The 17,020-nt window shown below is 70.3% G+C and carries 19 protein-coding genes and 1 tRNA gene; 3 read left to right on the top strand and 17 right to left on the bottom strand.

The window, feature by feature from the left end; all coding sequences use genetic code 11:
• Positions 1-10 precede the first annotated feature (10 nt).
• The 3 genes from BLR04_RS04160 to BLR04_RS04150 all read left to right on the top strand — a co-directional run bounded on the left by BLR04_RS04160 (position 11) and on the right by BLR04_RS04150 (position 3,701).
• Complete coding sequence (locus BLR04_RS04160; RefSeq protein WP_245740016.1) at positions 11-994, top strand: SGNH/GDSL hydrolase family protein; 984 nt, start codon at positions 11-13, stop codon at positions 992-994.
• A gap of 76 nt (positions 995-1,070) precedes the next feature.
• A complete protein-coding gene (locus tag BLR04_RS04155) occupies positions 1,071-2,414 on the top strand; it encodes an outer membrane protein assembly factor BamB family protein (protein ID WP_090760706.1) in 1,344 nt (447 codons plus the stop codon).
• A gap of 69 nt (positions 2,415-2,483) precedes the next feature.
• On the top strand, positions 2,484-3,701 hold the full coding sequence (locus tag BLR04_RS04150) for an acetyl-CoA C-acetyltransferase (protein ID WP_090759766.1): 1,218 nt from the start codon (positions 2,484-2,486) through the stop codon (positions 3,699-3,701).
• A 37-nt stretch (positions 3,702-3,738) separates the two neighbouring features.
• Here the strand turns inward: BLR04_RS04150 and BLR04_RS04145 are convergent, their stop codons facing one another.
• From BLR04_RS04145 to BLR04_RS04065, 17 genes are all read right to left on the bottom strand, one after another.
• Positions 3,739-4,146: a PPOX class F420-dependent oxidoreductase gene (locus tag BLR04_RS04145; protein ID WP_090759764.1), complete on the bottom strand. Its 408-nt coding sequence runs from the start codon at positions 4,144-4,146 to the stop codon at positions 3,739-3,741.
• Positions 4,147-4,204: 58 nt separating this feature from the next.
• Positions 4,205-4,438, bottom strand: coding sequence for a DUF4287 domain-containing protein (locus tag BLR04_RS04140; RefSeq protein WP_090759762.1), 234 nt, complete (start codon positions 4,436-4,438; stop codon positions 4,205-4,207).
• A 163-nt stretch (positions 4,439-4,601) separates the two neighbouring features.
• Complete coding sequence (locus BLR04_RS04135) at positions 4,602-5,396, bottom strand: Bax inhibitor-1/YccA family protein (RefSeq protein WP_090759760.1); 795 nt, start codon at positions 5,394-5,396, stop codon at positions 4,602-4,604.
• Between the two features lie 543 nt (positions 5,397-5,939).
• Positions 5,940-6,012: transfer RNA gene (locus BLR04_RS04130), tRNA-Leu, on the bottom strand.
• A 49-nt stretch (positions 6,013-6,061) separates the two neighbouring features.
• On the bottom strand, positions 6,062-6,577 hold the full coding sequence (locus BLR04_RS04125; protein WP_090759758.1) for a peptide deformylase: 516 nt from the start codon (positions 6,575-6,577) through the stop codon (positions 6,062-6,064).
• Complete coding sequence (locus BLR04_RS04120) at positions 6,574-7,092, bottom strand: glycine cleavage system transcriptional repressor (protein WP_090759756.1); 519 nt, start codon at positions 7,090-7,092, stop codon at positions 6,574-6,576. The genes BLR04_RS04125 and BLR04_RS04120 overlap by 4 nt, the downstream gene beginning before the upstream one ends.
• Before the next feature lie 71 nt (positions 7,093-7,163).
• Positions 7,164-8,480, bottom strand: coding sequence for an NAD(P)/FAD-dependent oxidoreductase (locus BLR04_RS04115; protein ID WP_090759754.1), 1,317 nt, complete (start codon positions 8,478-8,480; stop codon positions 7,164-7,166).
• A 95-nt stretch (positions 8,481-8,575) separates the two neighbouring features.
• On the bottom strand, positions 8,576-9,370 hold the full coding sequence (locus BLR04_RS04110; protein ID WP_090760705.1) for a uracil-DNA glycosylase: 795 nt from the start codon (positions 9,368-9,370) through the stop codon (positions 8,576-8,578).
• A gap of 26 nt (positions 9,371-9,396) precedes the next feature.
• Positions 9,397-10,320: an HAAS signaling domain-containing protein gene (locus tag BLR04_RS04105; protein ID WP_090759752.1), complete on the bottom strand. Its 924-nt coding sequence runs from the start codon at positions 10,318-10,320 to the stop codon at positions 9,397-9,399.
• On the bottom strand, positions 10,317-10,640 hold the full coding sequence (locus BLR04_RS04100) for a PadR family transcriptional regulator (protein ID WP_090759750.1): 324 nt from the start codon (positions 10,638-10,640) through the stop codon (positions 10,317-10,319). Before BLR04_RS04100 ends, BLR04_RS04105 begins: the two co-directional genes overlap by 4 nt.
• Before the next feature lie 119 nt (positions 10,641-10,759).
• Positions 10,760-11,827, bottom strand: a complete 1,068-nt coding sequence (locus BLR04_RS04095; protein ID WP_090759748.1) for a hypothetical protein — start codon at positions 11,825-11,827, stop codon at positions 10,760-10,762.
• A gap of 227 nt (positions 11,828-12,054) precedes the next feature.
• Positions 12,055-13,002: a Ppx/GppA phosphatase family protein gene (locus tag BLR04_RS04090; RefSeq protein WP_090759746.1), complete on the bottom strand. Its 948-nt coding sequence runs from the start codon at positions 13,000-13,002 to the stop codon at positions 12,055-12,057.
• The gene (locus BLR04_RS04085; protein ID WP_090759744.1) at positions 12,993-13,481 is read right to left on the bottom strand and encodes a DUF501 domain-containing protein; all 489 of its coding nucleotides are present in this window, start codon (positions 13,479-13,481) and stop codon (positions 12,993-12,995) included. Before BLR04_RS04085 ends, BLR04_RS04090 begins: the two co-directional genes overlap by 10 nt.
• Entirely contained in the window at positions 13,471-13,890 is a 420-nt protein-coding gene (locus tag BLR04_RS04080) for an FtsB family cell division protein (protein WP_090759742.1), read from the bottom strand. The genes BLR04_RS04085 and BLR04_RS04080 overlap by 11 nt, the downstream gene beginning before the upstream one ends.
• Positions 13,891-14,077: 187 nt before the next feature.
• Positions 14,078-15,355, bottom strand: a complete 1,278-nt coding sequence (eno, locus tag BLR04_RS04075) for a phosphopyruvate hydratase (protein WP_090759740.1) — start codon at positions 15,353-15,355, stop codon at positions 14,078-14,080.
• A gap of 110 nt (positions 15,356-15,465) precedes the next feature.
• Positions 15,466-16,413 (bottom strand): nucleoside triphosphate pyrophosphohydrolase, encoded by a 948-nt coding sequence (locus BLR04_RS04070; RefSeq protein ID WP_090759737.1) that lies wholly within the window; start codon positions 16,411-16,413, stop codon positions 15,466-15,468.
• Between the two features lie 3 nt (positions 16,414-16,416).
• Positions 16,417-17,010: a SurA N-terminal domain-containing protein gene (locus BLR04_RS04065; RefSeq protein ID WP_176902926.1), complete on the bottom strand. Its 594-nt coding sequence runs from the start codon at positions 17,008-17,010 to the stop codon at positions 16,417-16,419.
• Between the last annotated feature and the right edge of the window lie 10 nt (positions 17,011-17,020).

Here is a 17,020-nt window from a genome sequence, read left to right as displayed (position 1 = left end):
GGGCACGTACGTGGTCTGGCCAGCAGGAATGGCGCGGGCGGCGCGGAAGATAGCCACCGCGGCGGCACTCGGCGGGGGCGGTCTGACCGCGCTCGGAGCCACGGCGTACGGCCTGCTGATCGCGGAGGGCCTGCTGGCCCGCAAGGCCATCGGCCAGCCGCACGGCCTCGACGGCCCGCCCTCTGACGGCCTGTACGGCGGCTTCCCCGGCGAGCCGATCAAGATGGTCATGCTGGGCGACTCCACGTCGGTGGGCCTCGGCATGACCGACCCGGCCAAGACCCCCGCCGTGCTGCTCGCGAACGGCCTGGCGTCGGTCGCCGAGCGCTCCGTGCGGCTCGTCGTGGCCGGCAAGTCGGGCGCGCCGTCGGCCCACCTGGCAGACCAGGTCGACGTCGCGCTCGCCGGAGGGGTCGACCTCGCGGTGATCTTCGTGGGGGCCAACGACATCATCACGCAGACGCCGCCGGCGGTGGCCGTACGGCATCTGACGAAGGCGGTGCGGCGGCTGCGGGAGGCGGGGGCCGCGGTGGTCGTCGGCACCTGCCCCGACCTCGGCACCGTACGGCCGATCGCGCAGCCGCTGCGGTGGGTGACGCGGCGCTGGAGCCGCCAGCTGGCCGCGGCCCAGACGGTCGCGGTGGTGGACGCCGGGGGCCGTACGGTGGCGTTCGCCGACGTCCTGGGCCCCGAATTCGCCGCAAATCCGGCAGAAATGTTCGGACCGGATCGTTTCCATCCATCTGACCGAGGTTACGCGGAGGCCGCTTACGCGGTGCTACCGTCGGTGTGCGCTGCGTTGGGGCTTTGGCCTGGACCGCACCCCCAGCGCGGCGAAGCACTGCAACCGATATACCTCGCGGCGGCTACGGCCGCGGAGGAGCCCGGCACCGAGGTCACCGCGACCCGGGTCGACGGGCGGGCGACGGGGCTCCACGGCAAGTGGGTGACGTTGTTCCGCCGGCGGCTCGGCGAGCCGCTCAACGACGCCTGACGGCTCAGCGCGGACCACGCCCGGTGACCCTCCGGGGCGGAGCCGCCACTCCCCGTCTCTTTGGAGTGGATTGCCCGTGCTCCGGTCCCTCTGGAAACCGTCCCTCGCCCTCGCCGGAATTCTCGCCGCGACGGCCTGCTCCGGCAGCGACGCGGCCACCACCGAGTCGACGACCTGGCACAACACCACCGTCCACGCCGTCAGCCGGATGGCCGTGGCGTCCGGGGTGGTGGCCACCACCTCCATGAAGCCCGACGGCACCCTCGAGACGGTCGCCGTCGGCCTCAAGGACGGCAGGAAGCTGTGGAACCACCCGGCCACGATGGCCGGCCGCCTGCCCGGCATGGGCGTGACCACGCCGGCGGTCGTGGAGACCGCCCCGGGCAAGGCCGTGGTCGTGGCGCTCGACCCGGCCAAGAAGGGCCGCTGGAACGCCACCCTCGTGGCCCGCGACGCCCACACCGGGGCCCAGAAGTGGACCAGGCCCGTGCACTCGACGTTCGGTCCGCAGCGGTGCGGACCGTACGTCTGCCTGTCCGAGCACACCGCGCTCGCCAAGGCGCGCATGGTGGTGCTCGAACCGGCGACCGGCAAGGTGCTGTGGCGGCTGCCCGGCATTTCCGAGGTCGAGTGGTCCGACCGCACCCGCGTGCTGCTGCTGCGCCTGTCGGCGAATCCCTCGGTCGAGTCGTACGAGCTGAAGACCGGCAAGCTGCAGTGGCAGCAGCCGATCGAGCAGGCACTCGGGCCCGGCATCGACATGTCGGGCGGGTGGGCGTTCGGGTCATCCGGCGACGATCTGGTGGGCTACGTCGCCCCCTACACCAACCCGCAGACCAGGAAGGTCTCCACGTTCGGGCTGTTCTCCGTCAAGCTCTCCGACGGGACGATCAACTGGATGCGCCCCTCGGTCGTACGCGTCTACCCGAGCGGCAACCCCGGCCACGCCCCCGTCGTACGTCCGGTCGACCCCCAGGGCGCCTACGGCGGGTTCGCCCGGCTCGACCCGCAGACCGGGCGGGTGGTCGGCCAGATCCCGGCCTCCGACGTGCCCGGGTCGGGCTGGTGGCTCGCCTTCCCGGAACGCATGGACAAACTGGGCTTCCTCACCCACAACGCCAAGGGCACGGCGTTCGACCTCGCCACGGGCGACCCGACGCCGGTCGACGAGCAGCACGGCTGGTCGTTCTGCGTCACCGACCCCAAGCCGCTGCCGCTGCGCGGCCAGCCGCCCGGCTTCTACTCCACCGCCGCCGTCTGCGAGTACGACCTGGCCACGGGCAAGCGCGTCTCCCCCGCCGGGGCCCCGCCGCTCTGGTTCACCGGCAGCGAGGAGGGCTGGCGGCTGTGGCACGACGAGAAGGGCGCCCTGCACGCGGTCCACGACCACACGGGATCGGCGCCCGGCATGTACGGGTGACGCCCGGTACGGGCCTTGCGCGCAGAACTGGAATATAGTTCTACTATTAGCGCCGACAAAGGAGGGGCCATGCCCGAGGCAGTCATCGTCGCAACCGCGCGTTCCCCCATCGGACGAGCCTTCAAGGGCTCGCTCAAGGACATCCGGCCGGACGACCTGACCGTGCAGATGATCCAGGCCGCGCTGGCGAAGGTCCCCCAGCTCGACCCGTCGTCGATCGACGACATCATGCTCGGCTGCGGTCTGCCAGGAGGCGAGCAGGGCTTCAACATGGCCCGCGTGGTGGCGGTGATGCTGGGGCTCGACAACGTGCCCGGCACCACCGTGACGCGCTACTGCTCCTCGTCCCTGCAGACCACCCGGATGGCCTTCCACGCCATCAAGGCGGGAGAGGGCGACGTGTTCGTCTCAGCGGGCGTCGAGACCGTCTCCCGGTTCACCAAGGGCAACTCCGACTCGCTGCCCGACACGCACAACCCGGCCTTCCTCGGCGCGCTCGCCCGTACGAAGGAGTTCGCCCAGGGCGGCAAGACCTGGCAGGACCCGCGTGAGGGCGACGAGATCCCCGACGTCTACATCGCCATGGGCCAGACCGCCGAGAACGTCGCCCAGATCAGGGGCATCTCCCGCCAGGAGCAGGACGAGTTCGGCGTACGCTCGCAGAACCTCGCCGAGAAGGCACTGGCCAACGGGTTCTGGGAGAAGGACATCACGCCGGTGACCCTGCCCGACGGCACCGTGGCCGGCAAGGACGACGGCCCGCGGCCCGGCACGACGTACGAGAAGGTCGCCGGCCTGCAGCCGGTCTTCCGTCCCGACGGCACGGTCACGGCAGGCAACTGCTGCCCGCTGAACGACGGCGCCGCCGCGGTCGTCGTGATGAGCGACGTCAAGGCCGCCGAGCTCGGCATCACGCCGCTCGCCCGGATCGTCTCCACCGGGGTCTCCGGCCTGTCGCCAGAGATCATGGGGCTCGGGCCGATCGAGGCGTCGAAGCAGGCGCTCTCCAGGGCCGGCATGGCAATCGACGACGTCGACCTGGTCGAGATCAACGAGGCGTTCGCGGCGCAGGTCATCCCGTCGTACCGGGAGCTCGGGATCGAGCTCGACCGGCTCAACGTCAACGGCGGGGCCATCGCGATCGGGCACCCGTTCGGCATGACCGGCGCCCGGATCACCTCGACGCTGATCAACAGCCTGCAGCACCACGACAAGACCATCGGCCTGGAGACGATGTGCGTCGGCGGCGGCCAGGGCATGGCCATGCTGCTGGAGCGCCTCAGCTGAGCCGTCGGGGCCCGGGCACGGCCCGGGCCCCGCGCGGTCAGCCGCTCTGGTCGGGGCCGGCGTGGGTCGGCGTGATGTACATGATCACGCGGCGCTCCCTGACCATGGCGGCGCGGTAGTCGTCCCAGTCGGGGTGCTCACCCGCCATGTTCCGGTAGTACGTGACCAGCGGCTCCATCGCGTCCGGCAGGGAGACGATCTCCGCGGTGCCGTCGACCTGGATCCAATCGCCGTAGAAGCCGTCGGTGAAGACGCACAGCGAGACGTTCGGGTCGCGGCGGGCGTTGCGCACCTTCATCGCCGTCTCGCGGGAGCTGATGACCAGCCGGTCGCCCTCGACCCCGGCGCCGACGGGTGACATCTGCGGACGGCCGTCGCGACGCCTGGTGAGCAGGACCGCGCGGTGGTTGGCGCGGAGGAAGTCAAGTGCCTTGTCGAGATCCATGCCCACATGATGACGCGCCCGCGCTGGAGACGCGGGCGCGGCTTGCGGGTGGACGGGCTTAGATGAAGCCCATCCGGTTGCGACGACGCCGTTCGTGCTCGTGGACGATCGCGGCGGCGTAGCCGTGGGACAGCCCATGTTCGTCGGCGAGCCAGTTGGCCCGCTCGTCGCAGCGTAGGAAGGACGGGCCGTTGTCGATGGCTTGGAACCACTCTGGGAGTTCGCGTCCCGTTATGGTGGGGACCCTTGCGATGAGCTTCGTCTGCGTCTCCGGTGAGTGGTTCAAGGACATGGGCACCTCCGCGGTTAACGCTTCTTTGCTTGACACTGCAACACGGATGTGCGGATGACAACCCCTCGAGCGACATCATTTTGTGACCGTCGGTAGATCTTCGATCGCACAGCGAAAAGGGCCCCGCCGGATCGGCGAGGCCCTTCCCGTGTCTCGGACGCGGTCAGTCGCTGCTGAAGTAGCTGATGAAGCGCAGCACCTCGAGGTAGATCCAGACGAGGCTGAGCGTCAGGCCGAACGCGCACTGCCAGGCGAACTTCTCAGGAGCGCCCTGCCGGATGCCCTGCTCGATCGAGTCGAAGTCGAGCAGCAGGAAGAAGCAGCCGAGCAGGATCATCGCGATGCTGAAGATCCAGCCGAGCGGCGAGTCGGTGCGCAGGCCGAGGCCCTCGCCGCCGTTGAAGAAGCCGACGAGCAGGTTGACGAGCACCAGGCCCAGGGCCGCGATGCTGGCGGCGACGACGTACTTCACCATCTTGGACGTGACGCGGACGATGCGTAGCGCGTAGACGGTGAGCATCGCGCCGAAGGCGAAGGCCGTGCCGAGCACCGCCTGCATCACGATGCCGCTGATCAGGCCCTCGAACAGCGAGCTGATGGTGCCGAGGAACACGCCCTGGAACAGGGCGTAGCCGAGGATGAGCACCGGGTTCGTGCTGCCGCTGAACGAGACGATCAGGCCCAGGATCAGCGACACGATCATCGCGCCGATGGCGGCCCCCGGGGGGACCTTGAAGATCCAGGACGCCGCGGCGGCCGCGACGAGCGTCCCGAGGGTGAGGAACCCTCGGACCACGACGTCGTCGAGCGTCATGGTCCGGTACGCCGGCCGGGACGGTGCTGCGTACGACGGCGCGTCGTACATGTTCTGCAACTGGTCGGGGGACGGGGTGGGGCCGGCCCAGCCTGTCGCGGCTTGCTTCCGCGACCTGCTGAATACGGGGTTCTTGCTCTCCATCGCTGCCTCCTGCGCCGCCAGGCCACCTGGGCCGCCGGCACCTTGGTCAACTGTGACGCTCTAGCTGTTGATCGGACTTCGGCTGGGGACACAACGAACATGCCCGCCGCGGAGTTCCCATGGTCATCACGGAACGGAGAAATCTTCGTCACGGCAGCCTCTCGGGGCGCGCGGACCGGACGGGGGTCGCGGCGGGGGCCGGACCTGTCGCGTGCCGAGATGTCGCCACGAGTTTCGCCGGCGATAATCCGCCGTCGGATGTAGTCAACCATTCACGGAAAGAAAAACTTCCGGACCCTCCGAGAGATGGCAGAAAACCCGCGTCGTGTCAATATCGAAAGGAACACGATAAACCTTCAGCCGGGCAACTCTTCAGGCCCGCGGGCAGCCCCGCGCCGGCCCGCTCAGCCCCTTGCAGCACGGGGCTCGGAGCCGGCTGAGGCCGTGCCGCTTCATGACGACCCGGCACCGGCCACGTGGGCCGGATGCGCGGTCGCGGTAAACCTCGAGGTCAGAGACCTCTAAGGCGAAACTGCACAGCAGTGCCCCCGGCGGGACTCGAACCCGCACGTCAACCCTTTTAAGGGGTTTGCCTCTGCCATTGGGCTACGGGGGCGCCGCAATCATACGAAACAGACCATGCTTCCGAGGAGCACAACTTTGCATCAAGCGTCACAACTGTGGAGAGACCGGTGAAGTGAGAGCACTCCGGGCACCCTGTCCAAGAACAGGAGCCCGTCGAGGTGGTCCAGTTGGTGCTGAATGCAGCGCGCTTCGAAGGCATCGGCTTCGATGGTGACGGCCTCGCCGGTTCCTGGCAAATGCCCACGTACGGTGATGCGCGCCGCGCGGGGGACGTCCGCGGTGAGCCCCGGGATCGAGGCGCACCCCTCGCGCCACTCGCCCCACCGCGCCGTCCCTGAGAGCCGTGGATTGGCCAGGACGAGCTCTCCGGCCCTCGAACGGGCCTCGGGGTGGCGTCCGGCGTCGACGGCGATGAGGCGCCAGCTCAGGCCGATCTGAGGGGCGGCCAGCCCCGCCGTGGCCGGCTCGCCGCGCAGGGTCGCCAGGAGGTCGGCCGCGGCGGCCACGACCTCTGGCGCGGTCGGATCGACGGGTTCGGCCACCGCGGACAGCAGGGGGTGCGGCGCGCCGATCACGTCGCGCGGTGTGCCCCTCACAGCAGCTCCGGCTCGACGGGGCGGAAGGTGATCTGCGAGTCGAGGCTCTCGCCGACCGCCGCGAGCCTGCGCGTGAGCGTCGCGACGTCCACTTCCTTGGGCAGCTCCACGTCGGCGATCAGCACGTAGAGGCGGCCGGTGAGCCGGGTGCTCATGCCGGTGATGTTGCCGCCGTCGGCGGCGAGCACGGCGCTGACGGCGGAGACGATGCCGGGCCGGTCGGGCCCGTGCACGGTGAGGACGTAGCCGAGGCCGGTGCCCGCGCCGGCGGCGCAGAAGTGGCGGCGGGCCTCGATGGCGGAGGCGGTGATCACGAGATCGGGCGCGCCCAGACGTTTCCCCAGCTCGTCGGGATCGAGGTCGCCCGACACGAGCAGCATCATCGCGATGTGCCCGCCGAGCAGGGTCATGGTCGAGTCCTGGATGTTCGCCCCGCATTCGGCCAGCGACCCGGTGACCGCGGCGATCACGCCCGGCCGGTCGACCCCGAGCACGGTCACCGCTGACAGCCCCACCCCGGTTCCCCTTCCCTCACGACCAAGGGGGGCCGAGACCCCCGGCGGGCGACCGCCGGGCCAGCAGCGGGCTAGCGGCGGTTCGTCGCCACGGCGGCCCTGAAGCCCTCGCGCGGGTGCTCCATCTCACCCAGCGAGATGGTCTCGCGCTTGAAGAAGAGGGCCAGAGTCCAGTCGACGACGACGCGTACCTTGCGGTTCAGCGTCGGCACCCGCGACAGATGGTAGGTGCGGTGCATCAGCCACGCAGGCAATCCGCGAAGCTTGACGCCGTAGACGTTGGCGACGCCCTGGTGCAGCCCGAGACCGGCGACCGATCCGACGTACTTGTGGCGGTATTGCACCAGTTCCTGCCCGCGCAGGTACCGGATGATGTTGTCGGCCAGCGCCTTGGCCTGACGTACGGCGTGCTGGGCGTTCGGGGCGCAGTACTGGCCCGGGTTGGTCACGTCGGGCACGCCTGCGGCGTCGCCGGCGGTGAACGCGTCGCGCGTGCCCGCCACGGTGAGCAGGGCCGTCGCCTTGATCCGGCCGCGCTCGTCGAGCGGCAGGTCGCTGTCGTTGACGACGGGGCTCGGCTTGACGCCCGCCGTCCACACGAGGGTGTCGGCGTGGAACTCCGTGCCGTCCGACAGCTTCACGTGGCCGCCCGAGCAGGAGTCGAGGCGGGTCTCCAGCCGGACGTCGATGCCGCGCTCGCGCAGCTGCTCCAGGGTCCACCTGCCCATCTCGGGCCCGACCTCGGGGAGCACCCGGTTGCTGGCCTCCACCAGCACCCAGCGGATGTCGGCGGGCCTGATGTTGCGGTAGTAGCGGGTCGAGTGCTTGGCCATGTCCTCCAGCTCGGCCAGCGCCTCGACGCCCGCGAACCCGGCGCCGACCACGACGAAGGTCAGCGCCCTGCGCCTGACCTCGGGGTCGTCGGTCGACTCGGCCACGTCGAGCAGGTGCAGCACGCGGTTGCGCAGGGCGATGGCCTCGCCCACGGTCTTGAAGCCGATGCCGATGTCGGTGAGACCCGGGATGGGCAGCGTACGGGAGATCGAGCCGGCCGCCATCACGATGAGGTCGTAGGAGATCTTCCTGGCGCCGCCCTCCGACGGCTGGAACGTGACCTCGCGGGCGGCGTGGTCGACCTTGGTCACCGTCCCGTTGAGGATGTTCACCTTCGGCAGGATGCGCCGCAGCGGCGCCACCATGTGCCGGGGTGAGAGGTTACCCGCGGCCGCCTCCGGCAAGAAGGGCTGGTAGGTCATGTAGGACTGGGGGTCGATGATGGTGATGTGGACGTCCCCGTCGCGCAGCTCGCGGCGCAGTCTGCGCTGCAGCCGCATCGCCGTGTACAGGCCGACGTATCCTCCGCCGACGATCAAGAGGTGCTTGTTCATCCTGAGGCCCCATCCCTCGTGGAGTGCTTGTGAAAGCATTCACAAGCTTACGTCAAGGCCGTTCGACGAATCCAACGACGGGATGGTGGGACGCGTCACACAGCCAGTGACCTGGCCTTGGTGAAGACGTCGTCCAGCATCTGGGCGGTGACCCGGCCGGTGAAGGTGTTCTGCTGGCTCGGGTGGTAGCAGCCGAGGAGCGTCACCGGCGCGCCCGCGCGGCGCAGCTCGACCTCGGCCCCGTGGCCGAACGGCGGGCGGCCCGGCGGCAGCTCGTAGCCGGCCTCCTTCAGCACGGGCCACACCGCCTGCCAGGCATAGCCGCCGAGCGCCACGATCACCCGTACGCCGTCGCCCACGAGGTCGAGCTCTCGCGCCAGCCACGGCCGGCACGCGGCCTTCTCGGCCGGCGTCGGCTTGTTCGCGGGCGGCGCGCAGCGCACGGGCGCCATCACGCGCACGCCGAGGAGCTTCAGCCCGTCGCCCGCGTGGGTGCTGGTCGGCTGGGAGGCGAGGCCGCAGCGGTGGAGGGAGGCGAACAGCCAGTCGCCGCTGCGGTCGCCGGTGAAGATGCGCCCGGTCCTGTTGCCCCCGTGAGCGGCCGGGGCCAGCCCGACCACCAGGATCCGCGGCTGCTCGTCGCCCCAGCCGGGAACGGGACGGCCCCAGTACGTCTCGTTCGCGAACGCGCGCCGCTTCACCCGGGCGACCTCCTCGCGCCACTCGACCAGGCGAGGGCAGGCACGGCAGACGGACTGCCTGGCCGTGAGCTCCCCGAGCGCGTCGCTGCCGGAGGCGAGCCTGCGCACGTCCTCGGGGTCGTGAGCGACCGGGGTGTCAGGGGTCGCCGGGTCGTCGGGCCAGCCGGTGCCCGGGGGTACGAAGCTCATGACATCGATGGTGCCGCATCCGCCCGCTACCGGGTGGACGAGGGCGCCGGGGTGGCCGTCGCGGTGGGCGTCGCGGACGTCGTCGGCTCGGCCGTCGGTGTCGGGCACGTCGGCGGAGTGGGCGTGCTCGTCCGCGCCTCGTAGGAGGAGCGCCGATCGACCAGCGGCAACGGGTAGCGGTTGAGCACCGGCTCCCCGCACGAGCGGTCGACCGTGAAGCCGTACTGCTCCGGGCGGGTGATGAGCGGGTTGCCGTCCTGGTCGTACAGGTAGACGCCGGTCAGCGGGGTGCCGTCCTTGGCGTAAGGCCTGATGTTGTAGACGCCGTCGCCCGAGGTGTTGCGCATCCAGACCTCGGGACGGGCGGTGGCGACCTGCGTGCGGCCGGACACCGAATCGGCCGCCTCGACCTGCGCCAGGAGGGTCACCACCGCCAGCCCGTTGGCGACGAGGGCGGCCGTCGCCGTCACCCGGCCCCTGCTCCGCCCGCCCACCCGCCCGCCCGCGGTGCGCCTGCCGAACCACACCGAGACGAGGACGAGGGCCGCGACCACCACCCAGCCGGCGACGTCGCCTGGGACGAGCCCGCCGTCGCCGGCCACCACCAGCAGCAGCGTCGCCAGCAGGTAGCCGCGCAGCACCCACCACCCGGGCCGGAGCTCCGGCAGGAAGCCCGCAAGGGCACGGTAGGGCGCCTGAGCCATCAAGCGGGCGTGCGCCCCCGCGAGCCGCCCCCTCAGGCTCGTGCGTCCCCGTCGCGGGCGCTCCCCGTACGCGGCGGCCAGCTCCTCCGCGTACGCCTGCGGCGGCCCGAGCCGCTCCTCGATCGGCTGGTCCGACTCCGCGGCGATCTCGGCGAGGTGGTCGTCGAGGTCCTCCAGCAGCTCCTCCCGGTCGGGATGGTCCGCCAGGGCGTCGCGTACGGCACGTGCGTACTGGTCGGGGGTCATTCTGTCTCCTTGAGCAGGGATGCCATGGTGGCCGAGAAGGCGGCCCAGGTCGTGGCCGAGGAGGCGTACATGCTGCGGCCGACATCGTTGAGCCCGTAGTACTTGCGATGCGGCCCCTCGTCGGAGGCCACCACGTAGGAGGTCAGCGCACCCGCCTTGTACAGGCGGCGGAGCGTGCCGTAGACGGAGGCGTCGCCGACCTCCTCGAGACCGGCCTCCCTCAACCTGCGCACCACGTCGTAGCCGTAGCCGTCGCGCTCCTTGAGCACGGCCAGCACGGCGAGATCCAGCACACCCTTGAGCAGCTGACTACCGTCCACGCGAAGCACACTACTGCGCTAAGCGCAGTAGTGCAATCAAAAGAGAACCGGGTGCGGCCAGAAGGCCACACCCGGTCCTGCCCGAGCTCACATGCTCAAGCGATCAACTGTCGCGATGGTCAGCCGATGACGTGCGAGCCGATCGTCTTCGACGTGTCGGGCACCTCGCTCTGGGTCGTCACACCGCAGGGGGCGTAACGCTCGCTCGCGGTGTCACTGCCGTGCGCGGTCGTCACCGACAGCGTCACGACACCGCCCTTGACGGCGTTGCCCGTCACCTTGGTGGAGAACCCCGGGATGCTGACCGTGCTACGACCACGGGGAGCGTACGTCTGGCCGCTGGACACCTGGGTGCCGTTCACGTACCAGGTGTAGCCGACGCGGCCGGGGCCGCTCGTCCGGGCCGAGCCGGTGGAGCGAACGGTGCAGTCACTGCCGCTCGTCACCGAGATCGAGGCGTCCACGTCGGTGGAGGGAGCCTCGTAGCTCTTGCACGAGACCTTGTAGCCGGCCCGGTTGGAGTACGTGCCGTTCGAGCCCAGGACCTGCAGCTGCGCCCAGCCACGCTCGCTGTGACGCGGCGTGAAGGCGAAGCCCACCTTGCGGGAGTCGCGGACCTTCACCGTGCCGTAGTCGGCCACGTGGCCGTTGAGCAGCCAGCGGTACCGCACCAGCGCCGGACGGTTCGTCTGGATGAGGCCGACGAAGCCGATCTTGGTGCTGGGGGTGCAGTAGCCGGTGTACGAGCTCGGGGTCGCCCAGGCGCGGGCCTTGACGTTCACGTCGAGGTGCGTACGGGGCTTCACGGGCGTCTTGCAGTCGACCGAGAAGCTGCCCTTCTTCGAGGTGAACTTCACCGGGGCGAGGACCTGGATGGCCTCCCAGCCCTTGACGTCGTCCTTGAAGGTGATGGCCTGCTTGACCTTCACCGACTTGACGCCCTTGCCCGTGAGCTTGACCGTCTGGACCTTGCTCTTGGACCCGTCACCGTGCAGCCAGCGGTAGGCCAGCACGGTCTTGCCCTTGACCGGCACCTTGATGGTCGACGAGAAGTTGACCGTGGCCGGGCAGCTGCCTTCGAAGTCCGCGGGCGCGGCCGCCGGCGTGGAGGCCGTGACCTTGGGCGCCTTGCCGGTCGCCGCGCTGGCGGGACCGGCTACGAGGCCTGCGGACAGGGTTGCGAGCACTGCGGCCGACGCGCTGAAAGCGGCGGCCCTACGTACTAACGCAGCGGAAACCATGTGAGAGTGCTCCATTCCGTGGGGGAAGAGACGCGCTCGGGAACGGTCGCCACGCCGGCGCCTTCTGCGCACAGCGATATGACAAAGCCCCCGTAATGCATCTTCACCTAATCACATTAATGGTTACCCGCTCAACACGGATCCTCAGAGGAGGTTTGTCCGGATATTTCCTATTATCGAGTTATAGACCACGCGATTCCGTCAAGAATGTCGTGTTCACTCACGACGACCTGCGAAAATCCGAACCGGCGGACGATGCGGTCGAGGATCAGCGAGCCGACGCCGATCACGTCCACTCTCCCCGGGTGCATCACCGGCACCTCGGCCCGCTCACCGTGCGTCATCGCCAGCAGCCGCCGGGTCACCTCGTGCACCTGCTCCGCCGAGACGCGCGAGTGGTGGATCCGCGCCGAGTCGTACTCCGGCAGGTCGAGCGCGATGCCCGCGACCGTCGTGACCGAACCCGCGAGGCCCACCAGCGTGTGCGCCTTCCGTACCGGAACCGCCGCCTCGACGCGGTCGAGCGCGGCCTCGATGTCGGCCACCACCGCCTCCAGGGCGACCGCCGACGGCGGGTCGCCCGCGTCGCGCAGATGCCGCTCGGTCAGACGGACGCAGCCGATGTCGACCGACAGCGCCGCCTCGGCGTGCTCGGCGCCGACCACGAACTCCGTCGACCCGCCGCCGATGTCCACCACCAGGAACGGCGGCAGCGGACCCTCCGGCCGCTCGGTCTCCGGCGACAGCCGCAGCAGGCCCTTCGTCGCCCCCGTGAACGACAGCTCGGCCTCTTCCGACCCGGACACCACCTCCGGCTCGACCCCGAAGATGCCGCGCACCCCCGCGACGAACTCGTCGCGGTTGGCCGCGTCACGGGTCGCGCTCGTGGCCACCACCCGCGTCGCCACCGCGCCGTGCCGCTCGATGAGCTCCTGGTAGGAGCGCATCGCCGCGAACGTACGCTCCAGCGCGTCGGAAGCCAGCCTGCCGGTGCGGTCGACGCCCTCACCCAGCCGGACGATCTCCATCCGCCGCTCGACGTCGACGATCTCGTTGTCGCGTACGTCGGCGACCAGCAACCGTACGGAATTGGTGCCGCAGTCGATGGCGGCTACGCGCATGGTCCGTCACTCCACCACTCGGGGAGGGCGTCGAGCGCCTCCCTGCCGATCGGGTTGGCGCCGGGCACCGCCAGCTCGTGCGCGACGAGCGCGTGCAGGCACTTGACCCGCTCCGGCATGCCCCCCGTGCTCTGCATGTCGCGCGGCAGCGGCGCCACGCCCGACTCCTCGGCGGCCTTGTCGCGCCGGGCGACGTAGTCGTCATGAGCCGCGCGGTACGCGGCCGCGAGGTCGGGGTCGGTGGCCAGCCGCGCCTGCATCTCGCGCATCAGCCCCGAACCCTCCAGCGTGCCGATGGCCGAGGCCGCCTTCGGGCACGTCAGGTAGAACAGCGTCGGGAAGGGCGAGCCGTCAGGCAGCCGCGGCGCGGTCTCCACCACGTCGGGGTTGCCGCACGGGCAGCGGTGGGCCACGCCGCGCAACCCCCTCGGCGGGCGGCCGAGCTGCCGCTGCACGATCTCGGCGTCTTTACTGTCCAACGGTTTCCTTCCCGGTGACCGCCCTGCGCCCGGTGCCCCTGTCGGCGGCCTCCACCGAGTCCCAGAGCGTCTGATACCACGGCGGCGCCGCCGCCTGCTGCTTCTCGGCCGCGTGCTGCTGCGTGCGGTCGGACTCCATCACCACGTAACACTTCTCGCCAGGACCGCAGAAGTGCAGCCGTTCCTTGGCCGTCTTCTTGATCCAGTTGGGGTCGTCGCTCTGCCGGTCGCGGGCCAGCAGCGCCTGCCGCTCGGCCTCCACCCTGGCTTTCTCCGCCCGCAACTCCGCGATGCTCCGGCGCAGGCTGATGTATTCACGCACCGGATAGGCGAGGCTCATCGCGATCGCGCAGACCACGACGGCCAGAATGGCGGCCCGGCCGGTGAGCTGCGGCTTCTTGGTCGTCATCGGCCCTCACCGCTCCCCTCGCACCGCGAGACAGCGTTCACCCGGCCTCGCTCCGCGAGGCCGGCTCGGTCGCTCCTGAATGCCGTCACCTTCCCCCGCTCCGGTCGCTTCGCTCCCTACGCTCCTCCAGGTGACGGCAGCTCCCTCGCACGGGGCGCCGTCACCATGGAGTGGGACGTAGTCGAAACTAGCGCTGGAAGCGCGGGAACGCGGCGCGACCCGCGTAACGGGCGGCGTCGTCCAGAAGCTCCTCGATGCGCAGCAACTGGTTGTACTTCGCCACCCGGTCGGAACGGGCCGGGGCGCCGGTCTTGATCTGGCCGCAGTTGACCGCCACCGCGAGGTCGGCGATCGTCGTGTCCTCGGTCTCGCCGGAACGGTGGCTCATCATGCACCGGTAGCCGCTGCGGTGGGCCAGGTCGACGGCGTCGAGCGTCTCGGTCAGCGTGCCGATCTGGTTGACCTTGACCAGCAGCGCGTTGGCCGCGCCGTCCTTGATGCCGCGCTCCAGCCGCTCGGGGTTGGTGACGAACAGGTCGTCGCCGACGAGCTGCACCTTGGCGCCGAGCGAGGCGGTGATGGCCTTCCAGCCCTCCCAGTCCTCCTCGTCGAGCGGGTCCTCGATGGAGACCAGCGGGTAGTTGGCGACCAGGTCCTCGTAGAACGCGATGAGCTCCTGCGCCGACAGGCCCTTGCCGTCGATGGTGTAGACGCCGTCCTTGTGGAACTCGGAGGCGGCGACGTCGAGCGCGAGCGCGATGTCCTCGCCCGGCACGTAGCCGGCCCGCTCGATGGCGACGAGGATGAGGTCGAGCGCGTCGCGGTTGGACGGCAGGTTGGGCGCGAAGCCGCCCTCGTCGCCCAGGCCCGTGGCGTAGCCCTTCTCCTTGAGCACGCTCTTGAGCGCGTGGTAGACCTCGGTGCCCATGCGCACGGCCTCGCGGAACGTCTCCGCCCCGATCGGCGCGATCATGAACTCCTGGATGTCGACGTTGGTGTCGGCGTGGGCGCCGCCGTTGAGGATGTTCATCATCGGCACGGGCAGCACGTGGGCGTTAGGCCCGCCGAGGTAGCGGAACAGCGGCAGGTCGGCGCTGTCGGCGGCGGCCTTGGCCACGGCCAGCGAGACGCCCAGAATGGCGTTGGCGCCGAGCTTCGACTTGTTGGGCGTGCCGTCGAGGTCGATCATGGTCTGGTCGATGATCCGCTGGTCCTCGGCCTCGATGCCGTTGATCTCGTCGAAGATCTCGTCGGTGACGGCGAGGACGGCGTTCTCCACGCCCTTGCCGCCGTAACGCTTGCCGCCGTCACGCAGCTCGACGGCCTCGAACTGGCCGGTGGACGCGCCGCTCGGCACGGCCGCCCGGCCACTGCTGCCGTCGTCGAGCACGACCTCGACCTCGACCGTGGGATTGCCCCGGGAGTCGAGGATCTCGCGGGCGTATACGACCTCGATGGTAGCCACGGGATGAGCTCCTAAATCCGAACAGGCAAATATGCCTACAGAGCCTATCGGTAGCCGTCGCCCGATCTGCGAGCGAGTGACAGCACAGGTCAGGCGGCGTCCCCGCGCCCTTACTCGGCCGACGACTCCCACGCCCGTACGCGGTCCCGGTACGCCCGCGCCGCGGCCCGCAGCTCCGCCTCGGCGTCGAGCCCGCCCTCGGCGGCCCGGCGTACGAGGTCGAACAGCTCGCGCGCGACGCCCTGGCCCACCGCGGTCGCCAGCGACTCGGGCGCCCCGGCCCGTTCGGCCCTGCGCAGCAGCTGGGCCGCCAGCGACAGCGCCGGCTGCCCCATCGGCACGCCCTCCAGCACCGACTCGTCGCGGCCCTTGGCCGCCCGCTCGGCCGCCTTGATGGCGTCCCAGTTGTCGCTGACCTCGTCGGCGCTCTCGGCCCGTACGGAGCCGAACACGTGAGGGTGGCGGCGGACGAGCTTGTCGACGATGCCGGCAGCCACGTCGTCGATGTCGAAGTCGTCGGCCACCCGCGCGTGGAAGACCACCTGGAGCAGCAGGTCGCCGAGCTCCTCGCGGAGCGCCGCCCGGTCGCCGCCCTCGATCGTCTCCAGCACCTCGTACGCCTCTTCGAGCAGGTACGGGACCAGCGACTCGTGCGTCTGCTTACGGTCCCAAGGGCACTCGGTGCGCAGCCGGTCCATCACGGTGACGAGGTCGAGCAGCCGCGCGCCCTGCGGGTCGTACGAACCGGGCACGACCTCGATCAACGGCGGCTCGTCGAGCGCGAGCGCGGCGTGCCCCACCGCCCGCATGAACGCCTCGTCGTCGGCCTCGGACTCGGAGGCCAGCCACACGACGGTCTCGGTGACCGCGAGCCCGGCCAGCGCGGGCGGGTCGGGCTCGACCACCTCGACCGAAATGCCGGCGTCGGCCAGGTACGGCAGCTGGCGATGCGCGGCTGAGGCGGTGCGGACCGGCCCGGAGCGCAGGGCCTGCCACGCCTGGTGGCTCAGCAGCCCCGGCGCGACCCTGGGCGAGGTGGTGACGACGATCAGCGGCACCGGTCAGCCCTGCGTCGCTGCCTGCGCGGTGAGCTTGCCGAAGCGGCCGGCGTCGACGAAGATCCCCGGGTTCTCCTGCGAGCGCTGGGGGTTCTGGACGCCGTACCGGGGGTTGATGACCGGCTTGACGGAGTTGAACTCCTGGGCGAGGCGCTGCGACCCCGCCTCGCCGCCGAACTGCTGCTGCAGCTTGGTCAGGCCGGCGATCGCTCGGCCGTAGGCGCGGGCGTCGTCGGGCGCGACGCCCTGGGAGAGCAGGTTGATCTCGGGAGACTGGAACTGCCCCGGGTCCTTGAGCGCGGCGTCGATCTCGCCCTCGGTCACCTGGACGTGGTTGCGCTCCAGGATCTGGTCGGAAACGGCCACGTTGACCAGGCGCTGCAGCACGATCTGGGTCGCCGGGATGCCGAGCTGCGACTCGTCCAGGTTGGCCTTCTTCAGCGCCGCGAGGTAGTCCTGCGTGTCCTTGTTCAGCTCACTCGTGGAGATGCGCTGGCTCCCGACCACGGCCGCGGCTCCGGCGTGCGTGGGCGAGGAGCAGGCGGTCAGTGCCATGGCCGCCGTGGCGACGGCCGCAGCCACTCGAATCGACTTCACGTATGTCCCT

Source organism: Nonomuraea maritima (genome assembly GCF_900100395.1).
Taxonomy (GTDB): domain Bacteria; phylum Actinomycetota; class Actinomycetes; order Streptosporangiales; family Streptosporangiaceae; genus Nonomuraea; species Nonomuraea maritima.
This window is presented reverse-complemented; position numbering and strand designations above follow the sequence as displayed.